Annotated in this window: 16 protein-coding genes, 1 tRNA gene and 2 pseudogenes; 1 reads left to right on the top strand and 18 read right to left on the bottom strand. The window is 43.2% G+C overall.

The features are described from left to right. Positions 1-35: 35 nt before the first annotated feature. The 10 genes from thrC to BLS16_RS12175 all read right to left on the bottom strand — a co-directional run bounded on the left by thrC (position 36) and on the right by BLS16_RS12175 (position 15,335). Positions 36-1,277, bottom strand: coding sequence for a threonine synthase (gene thrC, locus BLS16_RS12220; RefSeq protein ID WP_092333597.1), 1,242 nt, complete (start codon positions 1,275-1,277; stop codon positions 36-38). Between the two features lie 11 nt (positions 1,278-1,288). Continuing rightward, positions 1,289-2,617 (bottom strand): putative aminohydrolase SsnA, encoded by a 1,329-nt coding sequence (gene ssnA / locus BLS16_RS12215; protein WP_092333595.1) that lies wholly within the window; start codon positions 2,615-2,617, stop codon positions 1,289-1,291. Between the two features lie 89 nt (positions 2,618-2,706). Continuing rightward, positions 2,707-3,912, bottom strand: coding sequence for an NAD-dependent dihydropyrimidine dehydrogenase subunit PreA (gene preA, locus BLS16_RS12210; protein WP_092333593.1), 1,206 nt, complete (start codon positions 3,910-3,912; stop codon positions 2,707-2,709). Positions 3,913-3,993: 81 nt separating this feature from the next. Next, positions 3,994-5,343 carry a nucleobase:cation symporter-2 family protein gene (locus BLS16_RS12205; protein WP_092333591.1) on the bottom strand — a complete coding sequence of 450 codons (1,350 nt, stop codon included), beginning with the start codon at positions 5,341-5,343 and terminating at the stop codon, positions 3,994-3,996. Between the two features lie 563 nt (positions 5,344-5,906). Then, a complete protein-coding gene (ygfK, locus tag BLS16_RS12200; RefSeq protein ID WP_092333589.1) occupies positions 5,907-8,975 on the bottom strand; it encodes a putative selenate reductase subunit YgfK in 3,069 nt (1,022 codons plus the stop codon). Between the two features lie 76 nt (positions 8,976-9,051). Beyond that, complete coding sequence (gene xdhC, locus BLS16_RS12195) at positions 9,052-9,558, bottom strand: xanthine dehydrogenase subunit XdhC (protein ID WP_092333587.1); 507 nt, start codon at positions 9,556-9,558, stop codon at positions 9,052-9,054. Beyond that, a complete protein-coding gene (gene xdhB, locus BLS16_RS12190) occupies positions 9,551-10,432 on the bottom strand; it encodes a xanthine dehydrogenase FAD-binding subunit XdhB (RefSeq protein ID WP_092333585.1) in 882 nt (293 codons plus the stop codon). The genes xdhC and xdhB overlap by 8 nt, the downstream gene beginning before the upstream one ends. 15 nt (positions 10,433-10,447) lie before the next feature. Beyond that, positions 10,448-12,808 (bottom strand): xanthine dehydrogenase molybdenum-binding subunit XdhA, encoded by a 2,361-nt coding sequence (gene xdhA / locus BLS16_RS12185; RefSeq protein WP_092333583.1) that lies wholly within the window; start codon positions 12,806-12,808, stop codon positions 10,448-10,450. 282 nt (positions 12,809-13,090) lie between these two features. Next, entirely contained in the window at positions 13,091-14,860 is a 1,770-nt protein-coding gene (locus tag BLS16_RS12180; protein WP_092333581.1) for a sigma-54 interaction domain-containing protein, read from the bottom strand. 187 nt (positions 14,861-15,047) lie between these two features. Then, complete coding sequence (locus tag BLS16_RS12175; protein ID WP_092333579.1) at positions 15,048-15,335, bottom strand: DUF1294 domain-containing protein; 288 nt, start codon at positions 15,333-15,335, stop codon at positions 15,048-15,050. 235 nt (positions 15,336-15,570) lie between these two features. Between BLS16_RS12175 and BLS16_RS12170 the strand changes: the two genes are divergently transcribed. Further along, positions 15,571-15,657: transfer RNA gene (locus tag BLS16_RS12170), tRNA-Leu, on the top strand. 568 nt (positions 15,658-16,225) lie between these two features. Here the strand turns inward: BLS16_RS12170 and BLS16_RS12160 are convergent. The 8 genes and pseudogenes from BLS16_RS12160 to BLS16_RS23610 form a co-directional block, all read right to left on the bottom strand. Then, on the bottom strand, positions 16,226-16,396 hold the full coding sequence (locus BLS16_RS12160; RefSeq protein WP_345788527.1) for a hypothetical protein: 171 nt from the start codon (positions 16,394-16,396) through the stop codon (positions 16,226-16,228). Then, a complete protein-coding gene (locus tag BLS16_RS24260; protein ID WP_242876277.1) occupies positions 16,353-16,721 on the bottom strand; it encodes a DNA adenine methylase in 369 nt (122 codons plus the stop codon). The genes BLS16_RS12160 and BLS16_RS24260 overlap by 44 nt, the downstream gene beginning before the upstream one ends. A 180-nt stretch (positions 16,722-16,901) precedes the next feature. Further along, positions 16,902-17,024, bottom strand: a pseudogene (locus BLS16_RS24255) (hypothetical protein); the annotation flags it as partial. 368 nt (positions 17,025-17,392) lie between these two features. Beyond that, positions 17,393-17,770, bottom strand: coding sequence for a hypothetical protein (locus BLS16_RS12150; RefSeq protein WP_092333575.1), 378 nt, complete (start codon positions 17,768-17,770; stop codon positions 17,393-17,395). A gap of 162 nt (positions 17,771-17,932) precedes the next feature. Then, complete coding sequence (locus tag BLS16_RS12145; RefSeq protein ID WP_092333573.1) at positions 17,933-18,274, bottom strand: hypothetical protein; 342 nt, start codon at positions 18,272-18,274, stop codon at positions 17,933-17,935. 213 nt (positions 18,275-18,487) lie between these two features. Then, positions 18,488-19,219: a hypothetical protein gene (locus tag BLS16_RS12140; protein ID WP_092333571.1), complete on the bottom strand. Its 732-nt coding sequence runs from the start codon at positions 19,217-19,219 to the stop codon at positions 18,488-18,490. 65 nt (positions 19,220-19,284) lie between these two features. After that, positions 19,285-20,256, bottom strand: coding sequence for a DUF3658 domain-containing protein (locus BLS16_RS12135; protein WP_092333569.1), 972 nt, complete (start codon positions 20,254-20,256; stop codon positions 19,285-19,287). A gap of 53 nt (positions 20,257-20,309) precedes the next feature. Continuing rightward, positions 20,310-20,822, bottom strand: a pseudogene (locus BLS16_RS23610) (hypothetical protein); the annotation flags it as partial.

Below are 20,822 nucleotides of genomic sequence, written 5' to 3'. Positions count from 1 at the left end.
TTAGTCCTCCTTCAATTCGTGTTATGATTCCGGCTTCAGACTTTTCCTTCGAGCTTAACCAGCAGTTCCTTTAAGGATGGCTCAACCTTAATCGGCTCACCAACTGCCTTAATGGCGTTTTGAACGTCCTTTAAGCCATTACCGGTTACAATTGATACTACTTTTTCGTCGGCACCAATCACGCCTTTTTCCACCAAAACCTTAAGTCCGGCAGTTCCAGTTACTCCAGCCGGCTCGCCAAAAATACCGCTGGTTCTACCCAGTTCTCGCATGGCTGCCAGGATTTCCTCATCTGACACACCAACCATTGTTCCACCGGATTCGCGAACTGCATTTAAGGCCTTATCCGGATTTCGAGGCACACCGACAGCGATACTGTCAGCGATGGTATTCTCTTCTTTGGGACGCCAAGGACGATTTTCCACAAAAGCATCCACCAGAGGACAACAGCCCGTTGACTGCACTCCCGCAATTTTTGGTAAACGATCGATCCAGCCGGCATTATACAGATCCTTAAAGCCCTTCCAAACCCCTGCTATTGTACAGCCATCCCCCACGGAAAGGATAACCCAATCCGGCACCTCCCAGTTTAATTGTTCGGCAATTTCCAAGGCAACTGTCTTTTTACCTTCAACCAGGTAGGGATTGATGGCCGCATTGCGATTATACCAGCCAAATCGTTCAATCGCCTCAGCCGATAGCCTGAATGTATCTTCATAAGATCCTTGAACACTGATGACCGTAGCTCCAAAAATCAGTAATTGAGCTACCTTCCCTTGGGGGGCACGGCTTGGCACAAATATTACTGACTTAATACCCATAGCCGCCGCACTGCCGGCCAAAGAGGAAGCTGCATTACCTGTAGAAGATGCGGCAACTGTGGGTGCCTTTTCCTCTACAGCTTTAATAACAGCAATGATCGAAGCTCGATCTTTAAGAGATGCCGTCGGGTTTTGACCATCATCTTTGACATAAAGATTACTCATACCTAAGCTTTTTCCCAAGCCCTGAGGTTTATAAAGTGGACTCCAGCCAACTCTCAAATGAGGGCGGGCAGAATTCGGTTCGATGGGTAGAAAAGGCATGTAGCGAAAAATCGAATAGTCTTTGGACTGAGCCAGCTGCTCACGGGAGGTCAATTGATTAATCACTTTGTAATCATATTCCACATCCATGATGCCGCCGGTTTTGCCACAGGAGGGGCAGGTATAGGTCCCTGCTACTGCCGGGACTTGCTTTCCACAATCAATACAGCGCAGTCCTAACACATTTTTCATCAAAGATCACCTCAAATTCTATTCCAAAGTGCCTGTGCCAACTCTCTTGAACGAGCACCAATAGCCTCTTCATCAATATCAATGAGCTTTCGATCGAGCATCCGCACACGACCATTGATTATGGTAGTTTCAACAGACCTCCCTGAAACACCAAAAAGGAGATGCCCGCTCCAATTGTTTGAACCCAGAGGAGTCGGTGGTACATAGTCAACAACAATAATATCTGCCCAAGCTCCTGCGGTCAACTCCCCAAACTTTCCGCCGAATAAATCCGAAGCAATCTCAGGATTATTGCCATAAAGCATTTGCGGCACTTCACCCCAAGCAACGCTGGGATCAGCAGCAGCATGTTTGTGCAGGATATTTGCTACTTTTCCGCTCTCGAACATATCACAGGTGTAACCATCTGTCCCCAGTCCTACTTTAACACCTGCACTTAACATTTTCAGAACCGGTGTCACACCCACGGCATTTCCCATGTTGGATTCAGGATTATGCACAACTTGGGTTTGAGTAGTCTTTAAAAGGTCGATTTCGTGATCGTCGATATGTACACAGTGTACAGCAATACTTTTTGGTCCTAAGATCCCAAATTTGTTAAGTCGTTCAACCACTCTCATTCCATATTTAGAGAGACTGTCGTCTAAATCTTCTTTTCCTTCGGCAACATGAACGTGAAATCCTGCTCCTAAACGTTTAGCTTCCTCGCTGCACTTCGTCAAGGTTTCATCGGATAAAGTCAGTGAAGCATGGAGTCCAAACATCCCTGCCACCATGGAGTCCGGCTTAGCCTGACACTCGGCAATAAAGTCCACATTCTCTTTAATTCCCTCTTGAGCAATCTCATCCCCATCTCGATCTGAGACTTCATAACAAAAGGCAGCCCGGACTCCCATTTCTTTGGCTGCTTTTGCCAAAGTTGATAAACTTCCCGTAATAGCCATTGGGCTGGCATGATGATCGATAATTGTGGTTGTCCCCGTCTTAATACACTCAATCAAAGGAGTTAGGCCGCTATAATAGACGTCATCAATTGTTAACAGTTTATCAAGCTTCCACCAAAGCCCCTCTAAAATATCTCCAAAGCTCTTTGGCGGCTTACTCTTGGAATCCATTCCTCTGGCGAAGGTACTATAGAGATGCATATGAGTATTAATCATACCCGGCATAATTACTTTTCCACGAGCATCAATGAATTCCGCCTCGGGAAAACGTTTTTGTAAGTCTGAGGTTGAACCGACCTCTACAATTTTACTGTCCTGGATCAGAACCCCGCCGTTTGGAATTACTTGATTACTTTTCCCCAAGGTTAAGACTGTACCGTTTGCGACTAGAATCATACGATCTTCATCCTCTCTATTAAAGTTGGTTAGTTAGTGATCATAAATGTTAATAGCTACTTATTTAAATAATCCGACATCCTGGTACTCTAAAACCCACTGCTTGGTTTACCATTAGGCCGGATTAAAGATATCGCCTTCATAAAACACATAGAGTGGCAAAGTCCACACCCTATGCAAGTATTCACATCCACCCGAGGTTGCCCATCAAAAAAGCTTATTGCTCCATGCCCACCGGAATGGCAAGCTGTGTAGCAAGCCCCACAGGCATTACAGGCCTCTTCATTGATTTGGGAAACGACTTGTATCCCTCTCGGAAGTCGAGAGTGCTCAACCAGATAGGGCAATGATTTACCAATTACATCGGTTAGATTTTGAAAACCCTTTTCCATCATCCAACCTTCTAAGCCCTGTTTTAGTTCTTCGATGATTCCTATGCCAAAACGTAAAACAGCAGTGCACAACTGCAAAGTACTGGCTCCCAGAAGAAGAAATTCAGCACAATCCTGCCAAGTTGTAATTCCGCCGCTGGACGCAATATCTAAATTAACCTTTTGGGCAATCTCAGCTGTACAACGTAAGGCAATTGGTTTTAAGGCCGGACCGGAAAGTCCGCCGTAGGTTGAAACCCCTGCTATATTGGGATAAGGGATTAAGGTGTCTAAATTGACTCCGGTAATACTTTTAATAGTATTAATTGCACTGACTCCATTAGCACCACTGCGCTCTACCGCTGCAGCCGTAGCAATGATATCGGAATCTGAGGCAGATAATTTGATCACGATGGGAACATCTCCGGCTACTTCTTTAACCCAACCGGCGATTTGCTCAGTTCCTACCGGTTCATCAACTTTAGTACATAAGGTCCATTCTGTACCATGGGGATGCCAGATACTACATTCAATAATATCAGCTCCCGCCTTAACAAAACGCTGGGTTAAGGATTGCCAATCCTCCTTGCTAAAGGCCATGATACTTGGAACGACAACTTTATGGGGGAATTTCTCTTTTAGAATTTTTACATTCTGTTCAACAATTTCAACAGAGTGTTCGGAGACAAGATCAATGTTTTGCAGACCGATGAAGGCTTTCTCTCGTTCCACGCTGGTAACCATGGGAAAAACACGACTTACAATTCGCGAATCAACAGCAACAGTCTTTAAGACGGCCCCAGCCCATCCGGCTTCAAAAGCCTGAATCAAACGATCCACATGATCCGTTGTGGGTGAAGGGGCTAAGATAAAGGGGCTATCGTGTTTTATGCCGCAGTACATAACGGATAAATCAACTGTCATTTTCTAAAACCCCTTCAATGTACGAATTTATCAAAAATCAGGAAAGGGTGAGAGAGGAAACTCTCTCACCCCCCATTACTATTACTCGCGAATTCCAGCGTTAGCTTTAAGTTCGTCTAAATCTCCGGCACCTTTGCTGCCATTAAAGAAAGCATTGAGAATGATAGCTGTGATAGAACCTAAGGTAATTCCACTGTGCATAATAGTTTGGCTCCAAGAAGGGAAGTTTTGGAAGAAAGTAGGAACCATGACTGGGATGACCCCAATTCCGATACTAATAGCAACAATGAAAATATTCGTATGATTCTTTTCGAAGTCTACTTTGGCCAGGGTCTTAATCCCGCTGGCAGCCACGATTCCAAACATTGCAATTCCTGCGCCGCCAAGTACAGCGTTAGGCAAGGAGGCAATAATTGTTGCCATTTTAGGGAATAAGCCCAACACCACTAAGATTATCCCGGATGTTGCAACGACGAAACGACTCTTGACACCGGTTAAGCCGACCAAGCCCACGTTTTGAGCAAAGGCGGTATAAGGGAAAGCATTAAGCACACCACCCAGGGCAGTTGCCAAGCCATCTGCTCTTAATCCTGCTGTCAGCTCATCTTGACCGATCTTTTTACCGACCATTTCACCGATAGCCAGGAAGTCCCCGGTGGACTCAACCATAACTACCAGCATAACCAGAATCATCGAGATAATGGCACCGGCATCAAAGATTGGGAAACCGAAGTAAAAGGGTGTTGTGATGCCAAACCAAGGAGCATCAGCCACATTTGCAAAGCTCACGAGTCCAAAGGGCACGGCTACTATAAGACCGATGATCAAGCCCAGCAATACTGCGATATGGGAGACAAAGCCTGTAAACAATTTATTGATTAAGAGAATGCTGATCAGAACTACAAAGGCAATGAAAATAAAGGATAAGGAGCCAAAATTCTTATTTCCGGTTCCGCCCCCGGCCCAGTTGATACCGACAGGGAGGAGAGAAATACCAATAATCGTGATAATTGTACCAGTAACAATCGGTGGAAAGAAGCGTATAAGTTTACTAAAGAAGGGCGCTGCCAAAAATGTAAACAGACCGGCTACTATAACAGAACCAAAGATCATGGTCATGCCGCCGGTTTGAGCCATGATAACCATGGGAGTTACAGCTGCAAAGGTTACACCTTGAATAACAGGGATTTTGATTCCGATTTTCCAAATCCCTAAGGTTTGGAGTAAGGTAGCAAGTCCACAAGTGAATAAGTCGGCATTAATTAAAAAGGCAGTTTGGGCCGGGGTTAACTTTGCTGCTCCGGCGATAATCAAAGGTACAGCAACTGCTCCGGCATACATAGCAAGTACGTGTTGTAATCCATACAAAAAGAGTTTCCCGGCAGGTAACATTTCGTCAACCGGTGCGACACCGTTGTTTGTATTAGCCATTAGTAACTTTCCTCCTTATTTTCAATGCGGTCAAATAAGTAAAACAATAGTCACCTCCTTATGCATGTCGTCCTTGAGATAAGTCCCGCAACTAATTCAAGGGGTTTACTTCGCTCGAACTACCTTGTAAGCCTAACAGCACTTACTAGGTCTACAGCAAAAGCATAAAATTTTGGGTCAAGGATCCTGGTTAGGACTATTTGCTCCCATGCTTTGTTTCAGTAGCAATATTCGTGCCAACTCGACAGATTGAACTAAAGGTGCCTAAGACACGACCTTTTTCTACTGAATTCTCAATAAAACTTATCGTTTTGATAACGCCCTATTGATAAACTCAGAATTATTTCCTGCCTCACTGGCCTCCAGGTCACTCTATTCAGGCACTTATGTAACCCTATCATTTTGATAGGAATGCTACCGTATTGATAATGACAATTCGGCCTAGCAATACGATCATAAGAAAATTAAATTTTGCTACTGAAACGAAGTTGCGATTCTCTAGGGTTCTTGGAGTCTAGAGAGGCCTCATTTTTTTGAAAATGCGACCTCTCTCAATATGTGCATTAGTTCAAAACTTTATACAGGTGTTCATAGTCTTTATAAATGGTCCAAATAAAAGCTGCAATCTTATCGTCAATTTTCACATCTGTATTGCCTGCTTGATCGAACTTCACCTTAGTTATCTGCTCCTCAAAACGCAGCATAAACTCACCATTCGAGCCGTTATCCAAGAAGTAGAAGCCCACATTAGGACTATCCATAAAATCTTTTTCCGTCCAGAATAAAGTCAATTTAACCTTGTAAGGCTCACTGGAATAGGGACAGAAGGTTCCGCAGTTACCGCAAACGTTACACATGCCATCTACGTGTAAAATCTGATTCAGATTGGTCAAACCCTTGCCATTGACCGGAATCATAAGGTTGGCACGGTTCGGGCAAACCTCCGCGCAGATATTACATACCTTGTTGCACTCTAAACAGCGTTCTGACTCTAGTTCGTGATCGGCAACAGGTTTCATAACGCCTTTCTTTTCAGCAATCTCCAGCAACTGTTTTTCATTATCAAAGGAAATCCGATTCACATACTCCTGCTTGAAGACACGCTGCTCTTTTTCCAGAATTGCTTTGGCCGCAACAGTACCATGCTTGGCAGCACCGACTACCGTCCAAGGCCCGGCGAGAGCATCCCCACCGATGTAGACATTTTCCACGTTGGTTTCAAGGGTGTCTTCATTAACGGAGATCTGACCCTTTTCCCCAATCGTAATACCGTTTTGTTTCAGTAGATCATAATCGATCAGTTCACCAATGGCTGATAACACAGTATCTACCGCCAATTCTTCATAAGCACCTGCTATGGCTACCGGCTTTCTACGCCCGGATGTATCCGCTTGACCCAGCTCCATCTTCTGACATTTGAAGACTCCACCGCTTAGGGAAACAGGGGCCAGGAGTTCTTTGAAGATTACGCCATCTTCCTCGGCATAAATTAATTCTTCATGATCAGCCGGCATGTAATCTTTGGTTCTGCGATAAACGATATAGACATTCTCCACGCCCTTGACTCTGAGAGCAGCTCTGGCCGCGTCCATAGCAGAGTTCCCACCGCCGACAACAGCAACGTTCTTCCCTAAATTCAGAGCATCTTTATCGGCATTAAAAGCTTCTAAGAAAGGAATTGCACCCATTATCCGCTCTTGATCTCCGTCGATTTCCAGATTGTTGGTTTTTCCCGCCCCAATAGCCAGATAAACATACTGAAAACCTTTAGCTTTGTAATCCGCAACAGAAAAGTTAGGATCAATGCCGAACTCGAACTTTACACCTATTTTTTCAATGAGCTTAATATCCTTATCAATAGCTTCTCTGGAAATTCTAAAATCCGGGATTACATATTCAACAGTACCGCCAGCCTTCGCCCGCTTGTCAAAGACCGTAACCTCCAGGCCACCTTTAGCCAGGAAGTAAGCAGCAGCTAGTCCGGATGGGCCCGCTCCTATTACCGCCACTTTAGCCGTTGACTCAGGTTTAAGAGTCGGAAGCTTTTGCATATAAGCATCATAGCCTTTTTCCGCTGCAACTAATTTCTGGCCGCGGATATGAACAGATTCGTCATAATCCAACCGGGTACACTTAGTCATACAGTTATGAGTACAAATTGTACCTGTGATGAAGGGGAATGGATTCTTGGCAACAATTACATCAAAGGCTTCCTCAAAGCGGCCTTCTCCCACCAAACGGAGATATTCCGGCACATCCTGTTCAATCGGACATCCCACGGTACAAGGTGCGATAAAGCAATCCAGAACAGGCAGCTTAAGCTCAGTCTTACGATTGATTAGATCTCCCTTTTCCTTAATATGATTAGCATCAGCAAAAGCACTTTCCGCCAAGGCTTTTAGTTTCTCAATATCAAGTTTGCCGGAAGCCTTTTTGCCCATGAGTGGATCTAAGATATCCGCCATTTGCTTAAAGCGCAGATAGGCCCCGGGCTTCAGCAAGGTAGTGGCAACAGTAATGGGCTGGATTCCGGTTTCAAAAATCCGGTCAATATTAAAGGCATCCGCTCCGCCGGAATAAGAGATATTCAGATCCCCGTCAAATTCCGAGGCTAATTTATAGGCCAGATTAATGGTTAAGGGATAAAGGGCTCGACCGGACATGTACATTTCTTCGCCGGGGAGCTCAGATCTGCCAATCTTCACAGGCAAGGTGTTAGACATTTTGACACCAAAGTCTTTTTGATTTTCTTTAGCGAAGACTTTAAGACGCTTCAGCATCTCCACACCATCATTGAACTGAAGGTCATGAGTGAAAGACTCTTCTTTAAGCTGAATATACTTATAGCCCATTTTGTCGAAGGTATTTCTGACATATTCATAGCCTAATAGTGTTGGATTCATCTTGACAAAGGTGTGCAGTTTCTTTTCACTGATCAGGTATTTGATAATAGCCTCAATCTCTGCCGGGGGACAACCGTGCATGGTTGACAAGGTGATAGAGGTACAAATAGTCGGAGAGATTCCCTCAACAAAAGCTTGATCAACAGATTTAAATTGATTAACATTTTCAAGCAGAGAAGCCTGGCACGCCTTAAAAATCTCAGTATTTGAAGCATCCTTAAGCCCTTCAATGAATTCATCAACTTTGGGAGATTGAATACCTTTCAGGTCATAGCCCACGCTCATATTAAACATAAAACGTCGGTCACTTTGCCCAAACAACTCTTTTTGGAGAATATGGAGGGCAAACCAAGCTTTTACGTACTCATCAAAAGCACCCATGATCGGGAGTTCTGTTGACCACTCAGTGTTATAGCACTCATCTTCCGCCAAAATACAAGGCTTAGGAATCTCTAATTCGTCCATGATTTGAACTGATTTTAATTCAAAGAAACGACTTCCACTCAGATAGGAAGCAATAATATTTTGAGCCAGCTGGGTATGGGGACCGGCTGCCGGGCCCACGGGAGTGTCCATGGTCTCTCCAAAAAGCCCAATTTGGTTATCGTTTTTCTTTTGGAAAAACTTAACGTCAGAAACCCCAAAGATAGTATGAGATCGCTTGTACTCCTCCAGCATCCAATTCACGAGCTTCGGGAAGGGAATCGGGATCATTTTATCACTCATCATTATTTACCAAGCCTCAATTCTCTTTAATATAATTTAAACCTGCCAAGGAAGCCAAGACTTCCTCGGCAGAAATCTGTTATTCCCCTTTATAATGAGGGCTGTCAACGCAAGTGCAAACATGCCCCTCTAAAGACTTTTCAGCTGCTTTTAAAATGTTCTGATACCCAGTACAGCGGCACAAATGCCCTGAAAGCTCTCGCTTTAACTCTTCCCGGGTGTAATCTTTTCCGCTCTCTTTTAAGGCAGTGGTGGTTAATACCAGTCCGGGAGTACAGAACCCGCATTGTACAGCACCTTCGTCAACGAAGGCTTTTTGCACCTCGGAAAGCTCGCCATTCTTTTCCGCCACACCCTCGATGGTTCGAATCTCCTTGCCATCAGCCCAAACTGCTAGGTAAATGCAAGTATCCGTAGGAACACCATCGATAAGGACACTGCAGGCACCACATTCTCCTACCCCGCACCCTTGCTTGGCACCGGTGAAACCTAAATGGCTTCTTAAGACATCCAGCAAGGACTCTCGCACATCAACTTCAAAATCATATGCTTTTCCATTCACGGTAAAGGCAATTCGTTTATACAACTTCCGCACCTCCTGCACTGACAACTGCCGTCTTCAAAGCTCTTTGAGTGAGCTCTTCCACTAAATGTTCCCGATATTCTTTGGAAGCCCGCCATGAAGTTCGCGCCTTTGCGGATTTGACCGCCAGCTTCCCGATCTCCGCCAGGGTAGCCGAGGAAATTTTCTTACCCTTGGCATACTCTTCCGCTTCAAGACATCTCAAAGGTGTGGGGCCGGCGACGCCCAGGCCAATTCTGACCTCTTCGAAATTTCCGCCTTGCACTTTACAAACAACAGCTACTCCCAGGGTGGCGATGTCCATGGCTTCACGCATGGCAAACTTGATATAATGCCCGGCAAAGCCCTTGTAGTCTTCGGGATCTATGCGCACCTCTGTCAGAATTTCCCCGGGATTAATGGCAACCTTACCAGGTCCCAGATAAAACTCCCGGATTGGAACAACCCGTTCCCCATTTTTACTTTCCAATTTCAGCTGAGCGTTGAGAGCGAACAAGGAGGAGGCGCTGTCAGCAGATGTGGCACCATTACACACATTTCCGCCGATGGTCGCAATGTTTCTGATTTGCGGCCCTCCCATAGAGATGGCTGCTTCTGTCAAAATCGGAATTAAATCCTTCAGGATGGGGTTATGAAAAACCATCGAAAAGGTTGCCATAGCACCGATAACAATCGTCCCATCATCTGCTAAATCAATTTTTTCCAAGGATTTAATCTTACGCAAACTCAGGAGCTCAGCTTCTTCCAGTTGCCCTCCGTGCATTTTGATGAGCACGTCAGTACCGCCGGCAATTATTTTTAGATTAGGGTTTTCCGCAAGCAAGGCAGTTGCTTCGCTCACAGTTTCAGCATCGTAGTATCCTTTAATATCGTACATCTCATCACCGCCTTACTAGATTAATCCCTTTTCTTTAAACTTTTCAAAGACACGTTGTGGATTCATGGGTATCCGATTGAAAGCAACCTCAGTGGCATCCAGTACCGCATTACGGATGGCCGGAGCCGGAGAAACGATGGGAGGTTCTCCTAAGGATTTGACCCCAAAGGGTCCGGTAGGATCCTCTTTCTCAACAAAGGCCGCGCCAATATCTGGAGTATCCATGATGGTGGGAAGTTTATAATCCAACAAATTATTATTAAGAGGTTTACCCGTCTTCTCATCAAAGAGCAATTGCTCTGACAATGCATAACCGATGGCCATGCTGACTCCGCCATGGACTTGCCCCTCTGCCAAAAGAGGATTGACAATCTTACCTGAGTCATGGACATTGTAGATTTCTAAAATCTTAATTTTTCCGGTCTTCATATCCACTTCTACTTCGGCAAAAGTAACCCCAAAAGGGATAGCGTTAATGCGAGCATTATTGGAGACATCACTGGTTATGGGCTGAGCATTAACTCTGTCATAATAGGATTGCATCGCAACCACTTCCAGCCCAAGGACCTTTTCTCCCGAATCTTTAAAGACAACGGCTTGCTCCTTAAGGTCTAACAGATGAGCAGGTACATCTGTCATGCTGCTGGCGAAAGCAAGAACTTTCGTTTTCACCTCTAAGGCTGCTTTTTCCACAGCCATCCCTGAGACATAAGTTTGTCGAGAGGCATAGGACCCAGTATCAAAGGGGGTAATATCCGTATCTTGGGTACTTATCACATGTACCATATACATAGGAATTCCCAGGACCTCAGCCACCATTTGAGCAAAGACCGTGTCGCTTCCTTGACCAATTTCAGTAGCACCCAGCTGAAGCTGAACTGAACCATCTTGATTCATTACAATTCGAGCACCTGCCAGTTCTAAGGCTACAGGATAGGTTCCTGAAGCATAGCTAAAGCAAGCCATACCCAACCCTCGACGGATATCTCCGGTTTGATCCTTATACAAGGCTTTCTTAGCATCCCACTTGATTAACTCTCTGCCTTTATCAATACACTCACGGATACTGCAGCTTCGGATTGTGTTTTTACTTAGCGGGTCGACATGACCTTCCTTGACGACATTTTTCTTCCGAATCTCGATGGGATCCAGGTTAAGCTGTTTGGCAATATCCTCGATGTGGGATTCAAAGGCAAAGAAGATCTGAGGAGTACCATACCCACGCATTGCCCCAGCCACCGGCAGGTTAGTGTACACGGTTATCGGATCATATTTTAAGGCCTTGGTCGGGTAGAGATAACGGAACTTTCCTCCCCCGCTGCTGGCAATGGAATGTCCGTGGGATGCATAGGCCCCAGTGTTAGAGACGGCGGATATATGAATACCATTGATTTTTCCGTCATTGTTAATCCCTGTCCGGATTTTAAATTTAAAAGCATGACGAGTACGAGTATCAATCATCGACTCTTCACGGGATAGTTCGAGCCTTACCGGTCGACCACCAACCGCCAAGCTCATGGCAGCATTTAGCGGCTCAATACAGACATCCTGCTTATTACCGAACCCGCCTCCTATATAAGGCTTGATCACCCGCACCCGACCCCAGGAGATCCCCAGGGATTGAGCGACAATCCGGCGCACAATATGGGGAATCTGGGTCGAGGTCATGATGACAATTCTTCGATCCGAATCAACATAAGCATGAGATACTTGATTTTCTAAATGGCAATGCTGAACAATGCTCGTCTCATATTCACCTTCAATGACATGATCCGATTCCTGTAAAGCTTCTTCAAGATTTCCTATTTCATAGCCCTTGGCTGAGAGAATGTTACCCTCACAATCGTCATGAATGAGGGGCGCTCCTTCTTTAAGGGCCGCATCAGTACTTGTTAAAACTTCCAGCAGCTCGTATTCCACTTCAATTAACTTCAAAGCCTTTGAGGCAGTCAATTCGTCAGTGGCAACCACCGCTGCAATATTGTCTCCTACAAATCTAGCCTTTTGAGTTAAAATATTGCGATCTTCTTTATCCCGATGACTTTCCTCAAGGGAATAAGGATGCCCCGCCGTGCCATATTTAAGCTCTGCAACAGTCACGTCATCCGTGGCGATAGCCTCGATTATACCTGGGATTGCTGTAGCATAGCGAATATCCGGCAAATCTTTGTACGTAAGCACAGCCTCAACTCCCGGTAAGGCTTTGGCCTTGCTGACATCGATTGATTTAACAAGGGCATGCGCATAGGGACTGTGCAGAATTTTACCAACTAACATATTTCGTTCAGCAAAATCATCCGTATATTTGGCCTTGCCTGTCACCTTGGCTACAGCATCGACTCTTCTAACGCTTTTTCCTACAACTGTATAAGCCATTTTGTTTCCTCCCGTCCCTAACAATTATTGAACCCAATTAATTGAACCCATTAACGTTTAGCATATGTAAAGGTGCAAAATTCATGCCAACTAATCAATATGTCGAATAATGGGCAAATAGCCCGCTTTCCCATTTTTGCAGCTAAAACTAAGTTATCACATTGATAGGCCACACTTATCTCAAAACTCATTCCAGCCTATAGAGGCCTTTGTTATCAAAATGATAAGAAATTATCAATTCGGTAGGCCTCAATCATTTTGATAAGGCCTACCGCTGATTTCTTATTCTATGTTATAACGGGCAAGCTTGCGATAGAGTGTGGCTATCCCAATCCCCAAAGCTTTGGCCGCTTTCTCCTTACCTTGAACCCCACCGCCAAACATCTGATAACAACGCAGGATAGTCTCCCGCTCAACCTTTTCCAGATTGAATTCATCTTCCAGATTCAAGGCCTGATTATTCTTAAGCCTTGGCGACAAGTGTTCCTCAGTTAAGGTGGAATCATTGGCCAAATTCATTGCGTATTCAATGATGTTCTGTAATTCACGAACATTCCCCGGCCAACTGTATTCTACCAACCTTTGTCGGAATCTATCCGATAAAAATCGAACGTTTTTATTAAGCCGTTGGTTAAATCCATTAATAAAGTGCTCGCATAAAATCTGTATATCCTCTTTACGTTCTCGCAAAGGTTTAATGTCTATAGGAATTACGTTAATCCGATAGTAGAGATCTTCTCGAAACTCGCCTTTAGCCATCATTTCCTCAAGGTTGCGGTGGGTTGCTGCGATAACTCGAACATCGACAGGGATGGGCACTATGCCACCGATCCGCTCTATCTGACGCTCCTGCAGCACTCGAAGAATCTTAGCCTGCAAAAACAACGGCATATCCCCGATTTCATCGAGAAAAAGCGTACCTTTATTGGCTAATTCAAACTTTCCAATCTTCCCTCCTTTACGGGCACCGGTAAAGGCACCTTCCTCATACCCGAAAAGTTCGCTTTCCAGAAGGGCTTCCGGGATTGCCGTACAGTTAATTGCCATGAACATACCTTGTTGTCTGGCACTTAGATTATGAATGGAGCGTGCCAGCATTTCCTTGCCGGTTCCGCTTTCCCCCCGAATTAAAACTGTCGATTGACTGACTGCCACGACCTTAGCTCGTTCCCGAATTTGCTGCACCGTATCACTAACACCTAAGATATCCTCAATAGTGTAGCCCGCATCTTGAAGGGAGAGGCGATGAACAATTCGTCCGATTTCATCAAAGGGCCGCAGGGTTACGCCAATGCTCTTAACTCCACCTGCACTATCAATGGGCAAAGCCCTCAATATCATTTGCGCCTTATTCTTTTTGGTTTCTAATTGAACTTCTCGTTCGATAACTTCATCCACGTTAGTCCCCACTCTCAGAATGTCAGAGACTATCTGTGGGGAAAATAAGCTCTTTAAGTGCGTCCTGGGCGTGAGCAGGTTAGCACTGAACAAGCGCTTGGCAGATTGGTTATAGTGGAGAACATTCCCCTCAAGATCGACGGTTATCAGCCCTTCTTCCAAACAGTCGATAATCGAATTCAGGTAGTGATTCGCTGAAACCAGCCCGGCTAAAAACTCTTGTTCTTTCAACTTTAGCGCGATGGTTTCCGCCATCTTGGTTAAGAAAATCAGATAGGACTGCTGGTTCTCCTGAATGAGTTTAGCTTGAGCCTCTGTGAAGCAGATCAGCCCAATCGCCCCGACAGCTTTATCATCAACATTGATGGGAGAAACAACTTCGTACTTCTCAGAGCAATTCCCCCGCGCCTTGCACGGGGCACACAAAGGATGTATCCCCGGGGTTTCAATAACAAATTGATGTCCGGTTCTTAGGACTTCCTGATAGATATACCCTTGCCGATCCATGGATTGACCAACAAGCTTCTGATATCTGCCCGTCCCGGCAATCCGCATTAATTTATGATCCGCTATCTCGATATCGATTTTCACGACAGTAGCAATAGCTTCCGCAATCTGTTGTGCATAATCTTTAACGGCCATAAGTTCAACCATTAAGCTACCCCCATTAAAAGTATTATTTCTCAGAATGTCAGTTAATATGACTATTACAATTAACTATTATCTTTTAAACCGGCACGATTATTAAGGATTTAAGAACTCACTTTTTGTCGTCTTACCTAACTATTCGTTTCAAAATGATAATATCCTTTGTCATATTTATCATTCTGATAAATATGGGCTAGATAATCCTATACCACCCTAGATAGTAAAACAAAGCAAGGATGAGGAGATTGAATAAGATCAGGAGCGGCGAGCCCATTCTGAACTTAGCATGTTTTGTTTTATGATGAAAATACTTCATTCCGGCATAAAGCCCCACTCCCCCAAGGGCTGCCCCCATTAAGAGTAAACTTGATTCAGAAATCCTCCAGCGGTTCAGCTTAGCCCGCCGTTTATCTCTCCCCATGGCAATAAATACGTAACTGTTCCAGAGAAGGTAGGCCCCTAATAAGACTTCCATACTCATCTAATTTTCCTCCTATCTATTGATCCTCGTGAAAACGGTAACACAACCTAAGGAAACGGTGCCAATATGAAAAACTCCTAGCATGTAGGAGTTTTTCAGTCTTTCATATAAGTGTATATTCTAGCACAGATCCTTGGGGGAATTAAAATGCGATTTCCCTATACCGGGTAGACTAATGTTTTAGAAAAATTAAATTGACAAACAGCTTATCTTCTCATATAATAATCAATGTCACGCGGTCATGGCGGAACTGGCAGACGCGCTAGATTCAGGTTCTAGTGCTCGCAAGGGCATGGAGGTTCAAGTCCTCTTGACCGCACCATAATGAAAATGCAAAAACCCTTGATATTCAAGGGTTTTTTCTTTTATCTCTCGTATTCTACTAAGGAGAACAATTAAGTCCTCTCTCAAAAAAAGCAGAAGCCCGGCGCGCTCCCCTACACACCGGGTTTCTGCCCTAAGGAAAAACTTCCAACTGATCTACTACACTATATGACCATGTCCATAAAAGTGTGACAAAGCGCCGGTTAATTGCGGGCGTCATTTTTATGCCCTAAAATGTCCTCTATGTTGCAGTTAAGTAAATAATAAAATCGATTAATCACAGATAAACCCACAACCGGCTTCGAGTTGGCTTTTGCAAAGTAGGCCTTAATATATACTTGATCTTTGGCAAATAAAAAAGCCCCCATCAAAGTGATAGGGAAGCTTGTAACCTTATTGGACGATCTGGCATAGTATGTATTGCGGTGTAGGCATGGCATCGCTTCCTTTCTGATAAAGGGGGAGAGCTTGGTGAACTCTCCCCTGTTTACATCTTCACACACAGATACCACTTACATGTATTCAGTTCATATTTAAGCTCGAAGGGCCGCAACTCCCCGTTAATTTCAGACTGACAGCGGAAAAGGATCATCCGGTTGCCAGAAAGTTTTTCTTCTGTCATCGTGACTACTTTTATTAATTTTAAGTTCTTTGCCATCGAGCTTGAATCTTAAGGGGTGGGGTTTGCCGTTCTCAAACCAAGCCAAGGCTTCGATGGGGGCTGCTAGGATTTTCATTGAACCACCCCGACTTTATAATTGCTAATGAGTAACTCCCCGGCCTTACTACTTTTGTCCTGCAGACTGAATATCTTACTTCTACCTGGTTAATGTTAAACTCGGAATATAACTCTCTAATCTCCGGATGATCATTAATACTCAGCAAGAACTTCCCCTGAATTTTTGAGAGGCATTCTTTTAGCCTGACGTAGTCTTCCTTAGAAAATGGCTTACTCCCTTGGCTCTTGTAGTCAGCTAGGCCGTAATAAGGCGGATCGCAATAGAAAAACGTTGAGCTTCGGTCATAACTGGATATGTTTTTTTCGACATCCCTGTTTTCGATGATTGTATTAACCAGCCTATCCCTTACGGATCTTATGTTTATTATCCCTTACCCGCTCAAGAACCATTGGCGGCTTCTTTAAAGGGGTAATCAGAAAGTCTTTCATCAAGGCTCCAATGCTAAAGTGCAATAGGTAATAGAATCTAACTGCTCGGTTAACATCGGATGTGCCAGCGAGACTTAATTTCTTGTATTTCTGGAGATCTCTCTTGAGATAAGCAAATAATCAAAGACCTGAATGAATTGTTCGGGCTTTTCTTTTACGACTCGGAAGAAGTTGACCAGTTCGGAATTTATGTCGTTGTAGACCTCAACTTGAGAAGGCGGTTTTTCGAAGAGGACCCATCCTGCGCCGCTAAAGGGCTAACAATAACATATATGCACCGGGATCATCTTCACGATGGTCTTTCTTAATCTGTATTTTCCACCCATCCATTTGATTGGACTAATCACAGGTAATTCACCACCTAACTCTTGTATTAATCAAGAACATATGTTCTATTGTAACGCCAATAGATCTATGATGCTAACAAAAAAATAGCCTCACCAAAGTGAAGCTATTTACAAATTATATGGATTTTGTGAAGTTGAGTAATTAAAAATTAATGTAACAATTACGAAATAATTAGAATCATTTATTTACAATAGGTGGCCAATCATTAAAAAATAAATTAACAAGTTCCTAGATATTTCTGGTAAAAACCATGATTAGTCCAATATTCAATTTTAGCTACTATTTCTTTAGTATCTCTACTTTCGAAAACCTCTAACGGCTTTTCCCACTTATAATCTTTTACTAAACATAGTTCATATGCACCATTTCTATCTCCATCGGGGTACCATCCTAAATCGAGAATAAGATTAAATTTTATATTAGTGAGTCGCAATAAATCTTCAACAAAAATTTCTCCAAAATTTCTGCAATTATCAGGTTCACATTCACAGAAGTTATTGAATTCTACAGTCCATCCGCCAAGTAATCTTAATGGTTGAATTTCATAGGGTTCTGATATTTCTTCCTCAAGAAACTCGGCTATCACATCATTCATTTAACCATCCTCTTTTTTAAGCTACGGTATTAAACTTAGGAGTTCTAAGAATAACGAAGCAGTATGGTGTTGGTTTTAAAATAGTGTTTCAAGAGTCATAATCTAGGAACAAATAAGTTTGATATGATCAAATAAGGGGCAAATCTTCCTATGCAAATCTTATTAGATTTCTTCTCTGAGGGCATCTTTAATATCAACTATTTTTTCAACACTTCCAAGATTAATTTGGCCTTTCGTATTTTGAATTATCTCCACACCCACTGATTCAATAATTCTTCTAATTATTTTATTTGTAATGATAATTTGCCCTTTAACCTTTTTAAAACTGCGTTTGTGGTCATTTTCATACTCATCATGATAGAAAAAGGTACCCGTTAATCTCACATCATCTTTATTGGCAGGCCAAATAGCAACACTTATCCATCCGTCATTCCCTGTTGCCCTCCACCGATACTCTGTATCGCAGACTATAATTTTTCTACTTCCTTTTTTATTAGTAGCCATCGTAATCTCCAAAGCTTACATTTTAGTCACATAACTTCTATAATAACAACTACCCATTCGCCATTACTTCGCGTTATCCACCTTTCGTGCTATGTCCCAATTGGTGATAAATTCCATTTACTAGCTTGACCTGTATATGAAGTTTGCGAAGTTTCGCGAAATCTTCAGTTATACGAAGGGCTTGCCCCCAGATGCAGGCTAAACCAAGGAATTTTATCGATAATAATATGGTTGAATACTCCAGCCGCTTTTCTTTAGAACTAAACAAGCTCCAAACTTCGCTCTTTGCAGATGTTTTTGCAGATTGTTATACATATCATCCATGTTAAGCATTTTCCCAATACTGAATATCGGAATTTCTAGTGACCTGCCACGAATAACATGGTCAAAATCTAGTAACAAGCCATCTTGAGCATATTCAATCAATTGGTTAGAAATCTCTAAAGGTATTTCAGGAACAACTTTACGCCTATTGACCTTAAGACGAATTACTTTACCTATAATGTGTTCAAACTCACGCAAATTCCTGGAATAAAAAGTATTAAACCAACCATCATCATGGGCTAAGTAAGAAAAACGATTGTTAAGCTTATCAAAGAATGGTGATGCAACTGGCTTCATCATGTGCCCAAGATATAATAGTTCTGCTACTTCCCGGGGCTCAAGGGTTCCAAGTGATTCTATATCCGTAAAATCGACCCAACAAAAATCTCCAAATTTATATACATCAGTATTTATAATATTGGGGATAATCTCTTCTCTAATAAAGTTACATCGGGTAGTATAATCAAATTCTCCTTCATCGAAATATCCTGCTAATACCAAAATATTATCAAGGGGATTCTCCAACGCTGTCATGAATTCCTTGAATTCTATACCGCATGAGACAATACGGTCCTCATTCGGATAGGCGTTTAAATAGATTAAATCCCGTGATTTTGACAAATTATTCTCTCCTTAAATATGGATAATGGGAAATTGAATTATTGTTTTCCAAATGTCCAGTATGCTCATAATCCGTAAGTACACTTTCTCAACACTCGATGATAGACTGGCATATCTTCGGCAACCGCAGACACAGCTTCAAGTTTTCCGGCATGGATCATTTCTTCTATACGGAGTGCGACCCAGGAATCACCAATTCCAAGTTGATATTTACCAAGCACCCGCCCGATAATCATTGCTTCCTGAAATTCCTCACCTTCTGCTGCAATTTCACGAAGGATAAAGCCATCATAGAGGGTTTCCTGTGCACTGATCAACTGTCCATTCAGCGTGGCCCGCAAAGGTGCGTTCTCCCTTTGAAGCTCCTGCCAATGAGATGCGCAGCTTTGTTCAAATACCGGTAGTACAGGCTTTTGCAAGGCAAGATACCGATGCCATTCTCCGGGAGCAACTTCCCCCCAGCCGCTTTTCTGCACGATATTTCCCTTTTCGTCAGCTTCCCATTCTGGGAGCTTGACAATATAAACCTGTCTGCTATGCACTTTCCACTGATTCAACTGCCCCATGAACCAATAGAGTCCACACATTTCATCAGGCTGATTGCTGTACCATACTCGAAGGGATTCTCCCAATGTTACGCGTTTCCGAACTTTTTTCAGATCTTCATTTACCCGTTTAAGTATTTCCTGAGCCGCCTGACACCCCTCGTCATTCGGATAAACGCTGTATAAGTGTTCCAATGTCTGTTTCCGCTTGATACCAGGCTGATTCTCCGAAATATCTCCAACGCTCAGAACCAAATTGAATCCATAGATGTCTGATGTATTTCCACTCAAAGGGGTAGCGCTCTCCCACGCCAAGCGTGCCTTTTCTTCTGCTTCTTGTTGAGCAACTTCAACTTCCTCTTTGGTTGGCTTGCTTCCATCCGCGTGACTAACGAATACTCCAATACACCCACCTTGGTATTTCCCCTCTCCATAGTGCTGTGCCACTTTAAGACTTCCACAAGCACTATCGCTGAATACTATGTCAAGCATATTATCCTCTTCTCAAATCCAGAGGCCGACAGAACGTTAACCCCTTAGATATTTTAACTTCCTATGATGTTTTTCAACATGTCTGCTAACTCACCTGTAATATTGTTATTCATATTTCCATAGTAAAGCTTATTATTGACAACAAAAATGCACCCCATATAAACTATCGGATTATCAAAAACCTCTAGGATTTCTTTTCCATCATCTGAATCCGTATATCCGCTGGGCGAGTCAACATATATGTAATATAACTTATCATAGTTTTTGAAATCTTCCGTTCTATAATTAATATTTCCAAACTTATTTTCCAGCTCAACTAATAATTCTTTATCTATTAGAATTCTAATGCCTTTTACATTATCATCATTACAAAGTACAAACCGAGAATAATCTTGCAGGGCTTGTTTTACGAGGCCGGGATTTTCTAAAAATTCTGCTTTGGTATATCGTGTAGAGTCATGTCCTCCACCAGTTGTGAATGGTAAAATAAACTGATCGGTTTTCGGACAGGAAAACGGATCGGAATTTGGCCACAAACTGATCGCTTTCATCTTGAAATAATACAA

Origin of the sequence: Desulfosporosinus hippei DSM 8344, from assembly GCF_900100785.1 — a bacterium.
GTDB classification, from domain to species: domain Bacteria; phylum Bacillota; class Desulfitobacteriia; order Desulfitobacteriales; family Desulfitobacteriaceae; genus Desulfosporosinus; species Desulfosporosinus hippei.
This window is presented reverse-complemented; position numbering and strand designations above follow the sequence as displayed.

What these genes read in the sequence shown, in the direction of transcription:
- ygfK (WP_092333589.1), bottom strand. Translation starts at nt 8,975, where the DNA reads ATGATGAGTGATAAAATGATCCCGATTCCCTTCCCGAAGCTCGTGAAT.
- BLS16_RS12180 (WP_092333581.1), bottom strand. Translation starts at nt 14,860, where the DNA reads ATGGTTGAACTTATGGCCGTTAAAGATTATGCACAACAGATTGCGGAA.
- xdhB (WP_092333585.1), bottom strand. Translation starts at nt 10,432, where the DNA reads ATGTACGATATTAAAGGATACTACGATGCTGAAACTGTGAGCGAAGCA.
- BLS16_RS12145 (WP_092333573.1), bottom strand. Translation starts at nt 18,274, where the DNA reads ATGGCTACTAATAAAAAAGGAAGTAGAAAAATTATAGTCTGCGATACA.
- BLS16_RS12150 (WP_092333575.1), bottom strand. Translation starts at nt 17,770, where the DNA reads ATGAATGATGTGATAGCCGAGTTTCTTGAGGAAGAAATATCAGAACCC.
- thrC (WP_092333597.1), bottom strand. Translation starts at nt 1,277, where the DNA reads ATGAAAAATGTGTTAGGACTGCGCTGTATTGATTGTGGAAAGCAAGTC.
- ssnA (WP_092333595.1), bottom strand. Translation starts at nt 2,617, where the DNA reads ATGATTCTAGTCGCAAACGGTACAGTCTTAACCTTGGGGAAAAGTAAT.
- BLS16_RS12160 (WP_345788527.1), bottom strand. Translation starts at nt 16,396, where the DNA reads ATGAAAATCCTAGCAGCCCCCATCGAAGCCTTGGCTTGGTTTGAGAAC.
- preA (WP_092333593.1), bottom strand. Translation starts at nt 3,912, where the DNA reads ATGACAGTTGATTTATCCGTTATGTACTGCGGCATAAAACACGATAGC.
- xdhA (WP_092333583.1), bottom strand. Translation starts at nt 12,808, where the DNA reads ATGGCTTATACAGTTGTAGGAAAAAGCGTTAGAAGAGTCGATGCTGTA.
- BLS16_RS12135 (WP_092333569.1), bottom strand. Translation starts at nt 20,256, where the DNA reads ATGCTTGACATAGTATTCAGCGATAGTGCTTGTGGAAGTCTTAAAGTG.
- BLS16_RS12175 (WP_092333579.1), bottom strand. Translation starts at nt 15,335, where the DNA reads ATGAGTATGGAAGTCTTATTAGGGGCCTACCTTCTCTGGAACAGTTAC.
- BLS16_RS12205 (WP_092333591.1), bottom strand. Translation starts at nt 5,343, where the DNA reads ATGGCTAATACAAACAACGGTGTCGCACCGGTTGACGAAATGTTACCT.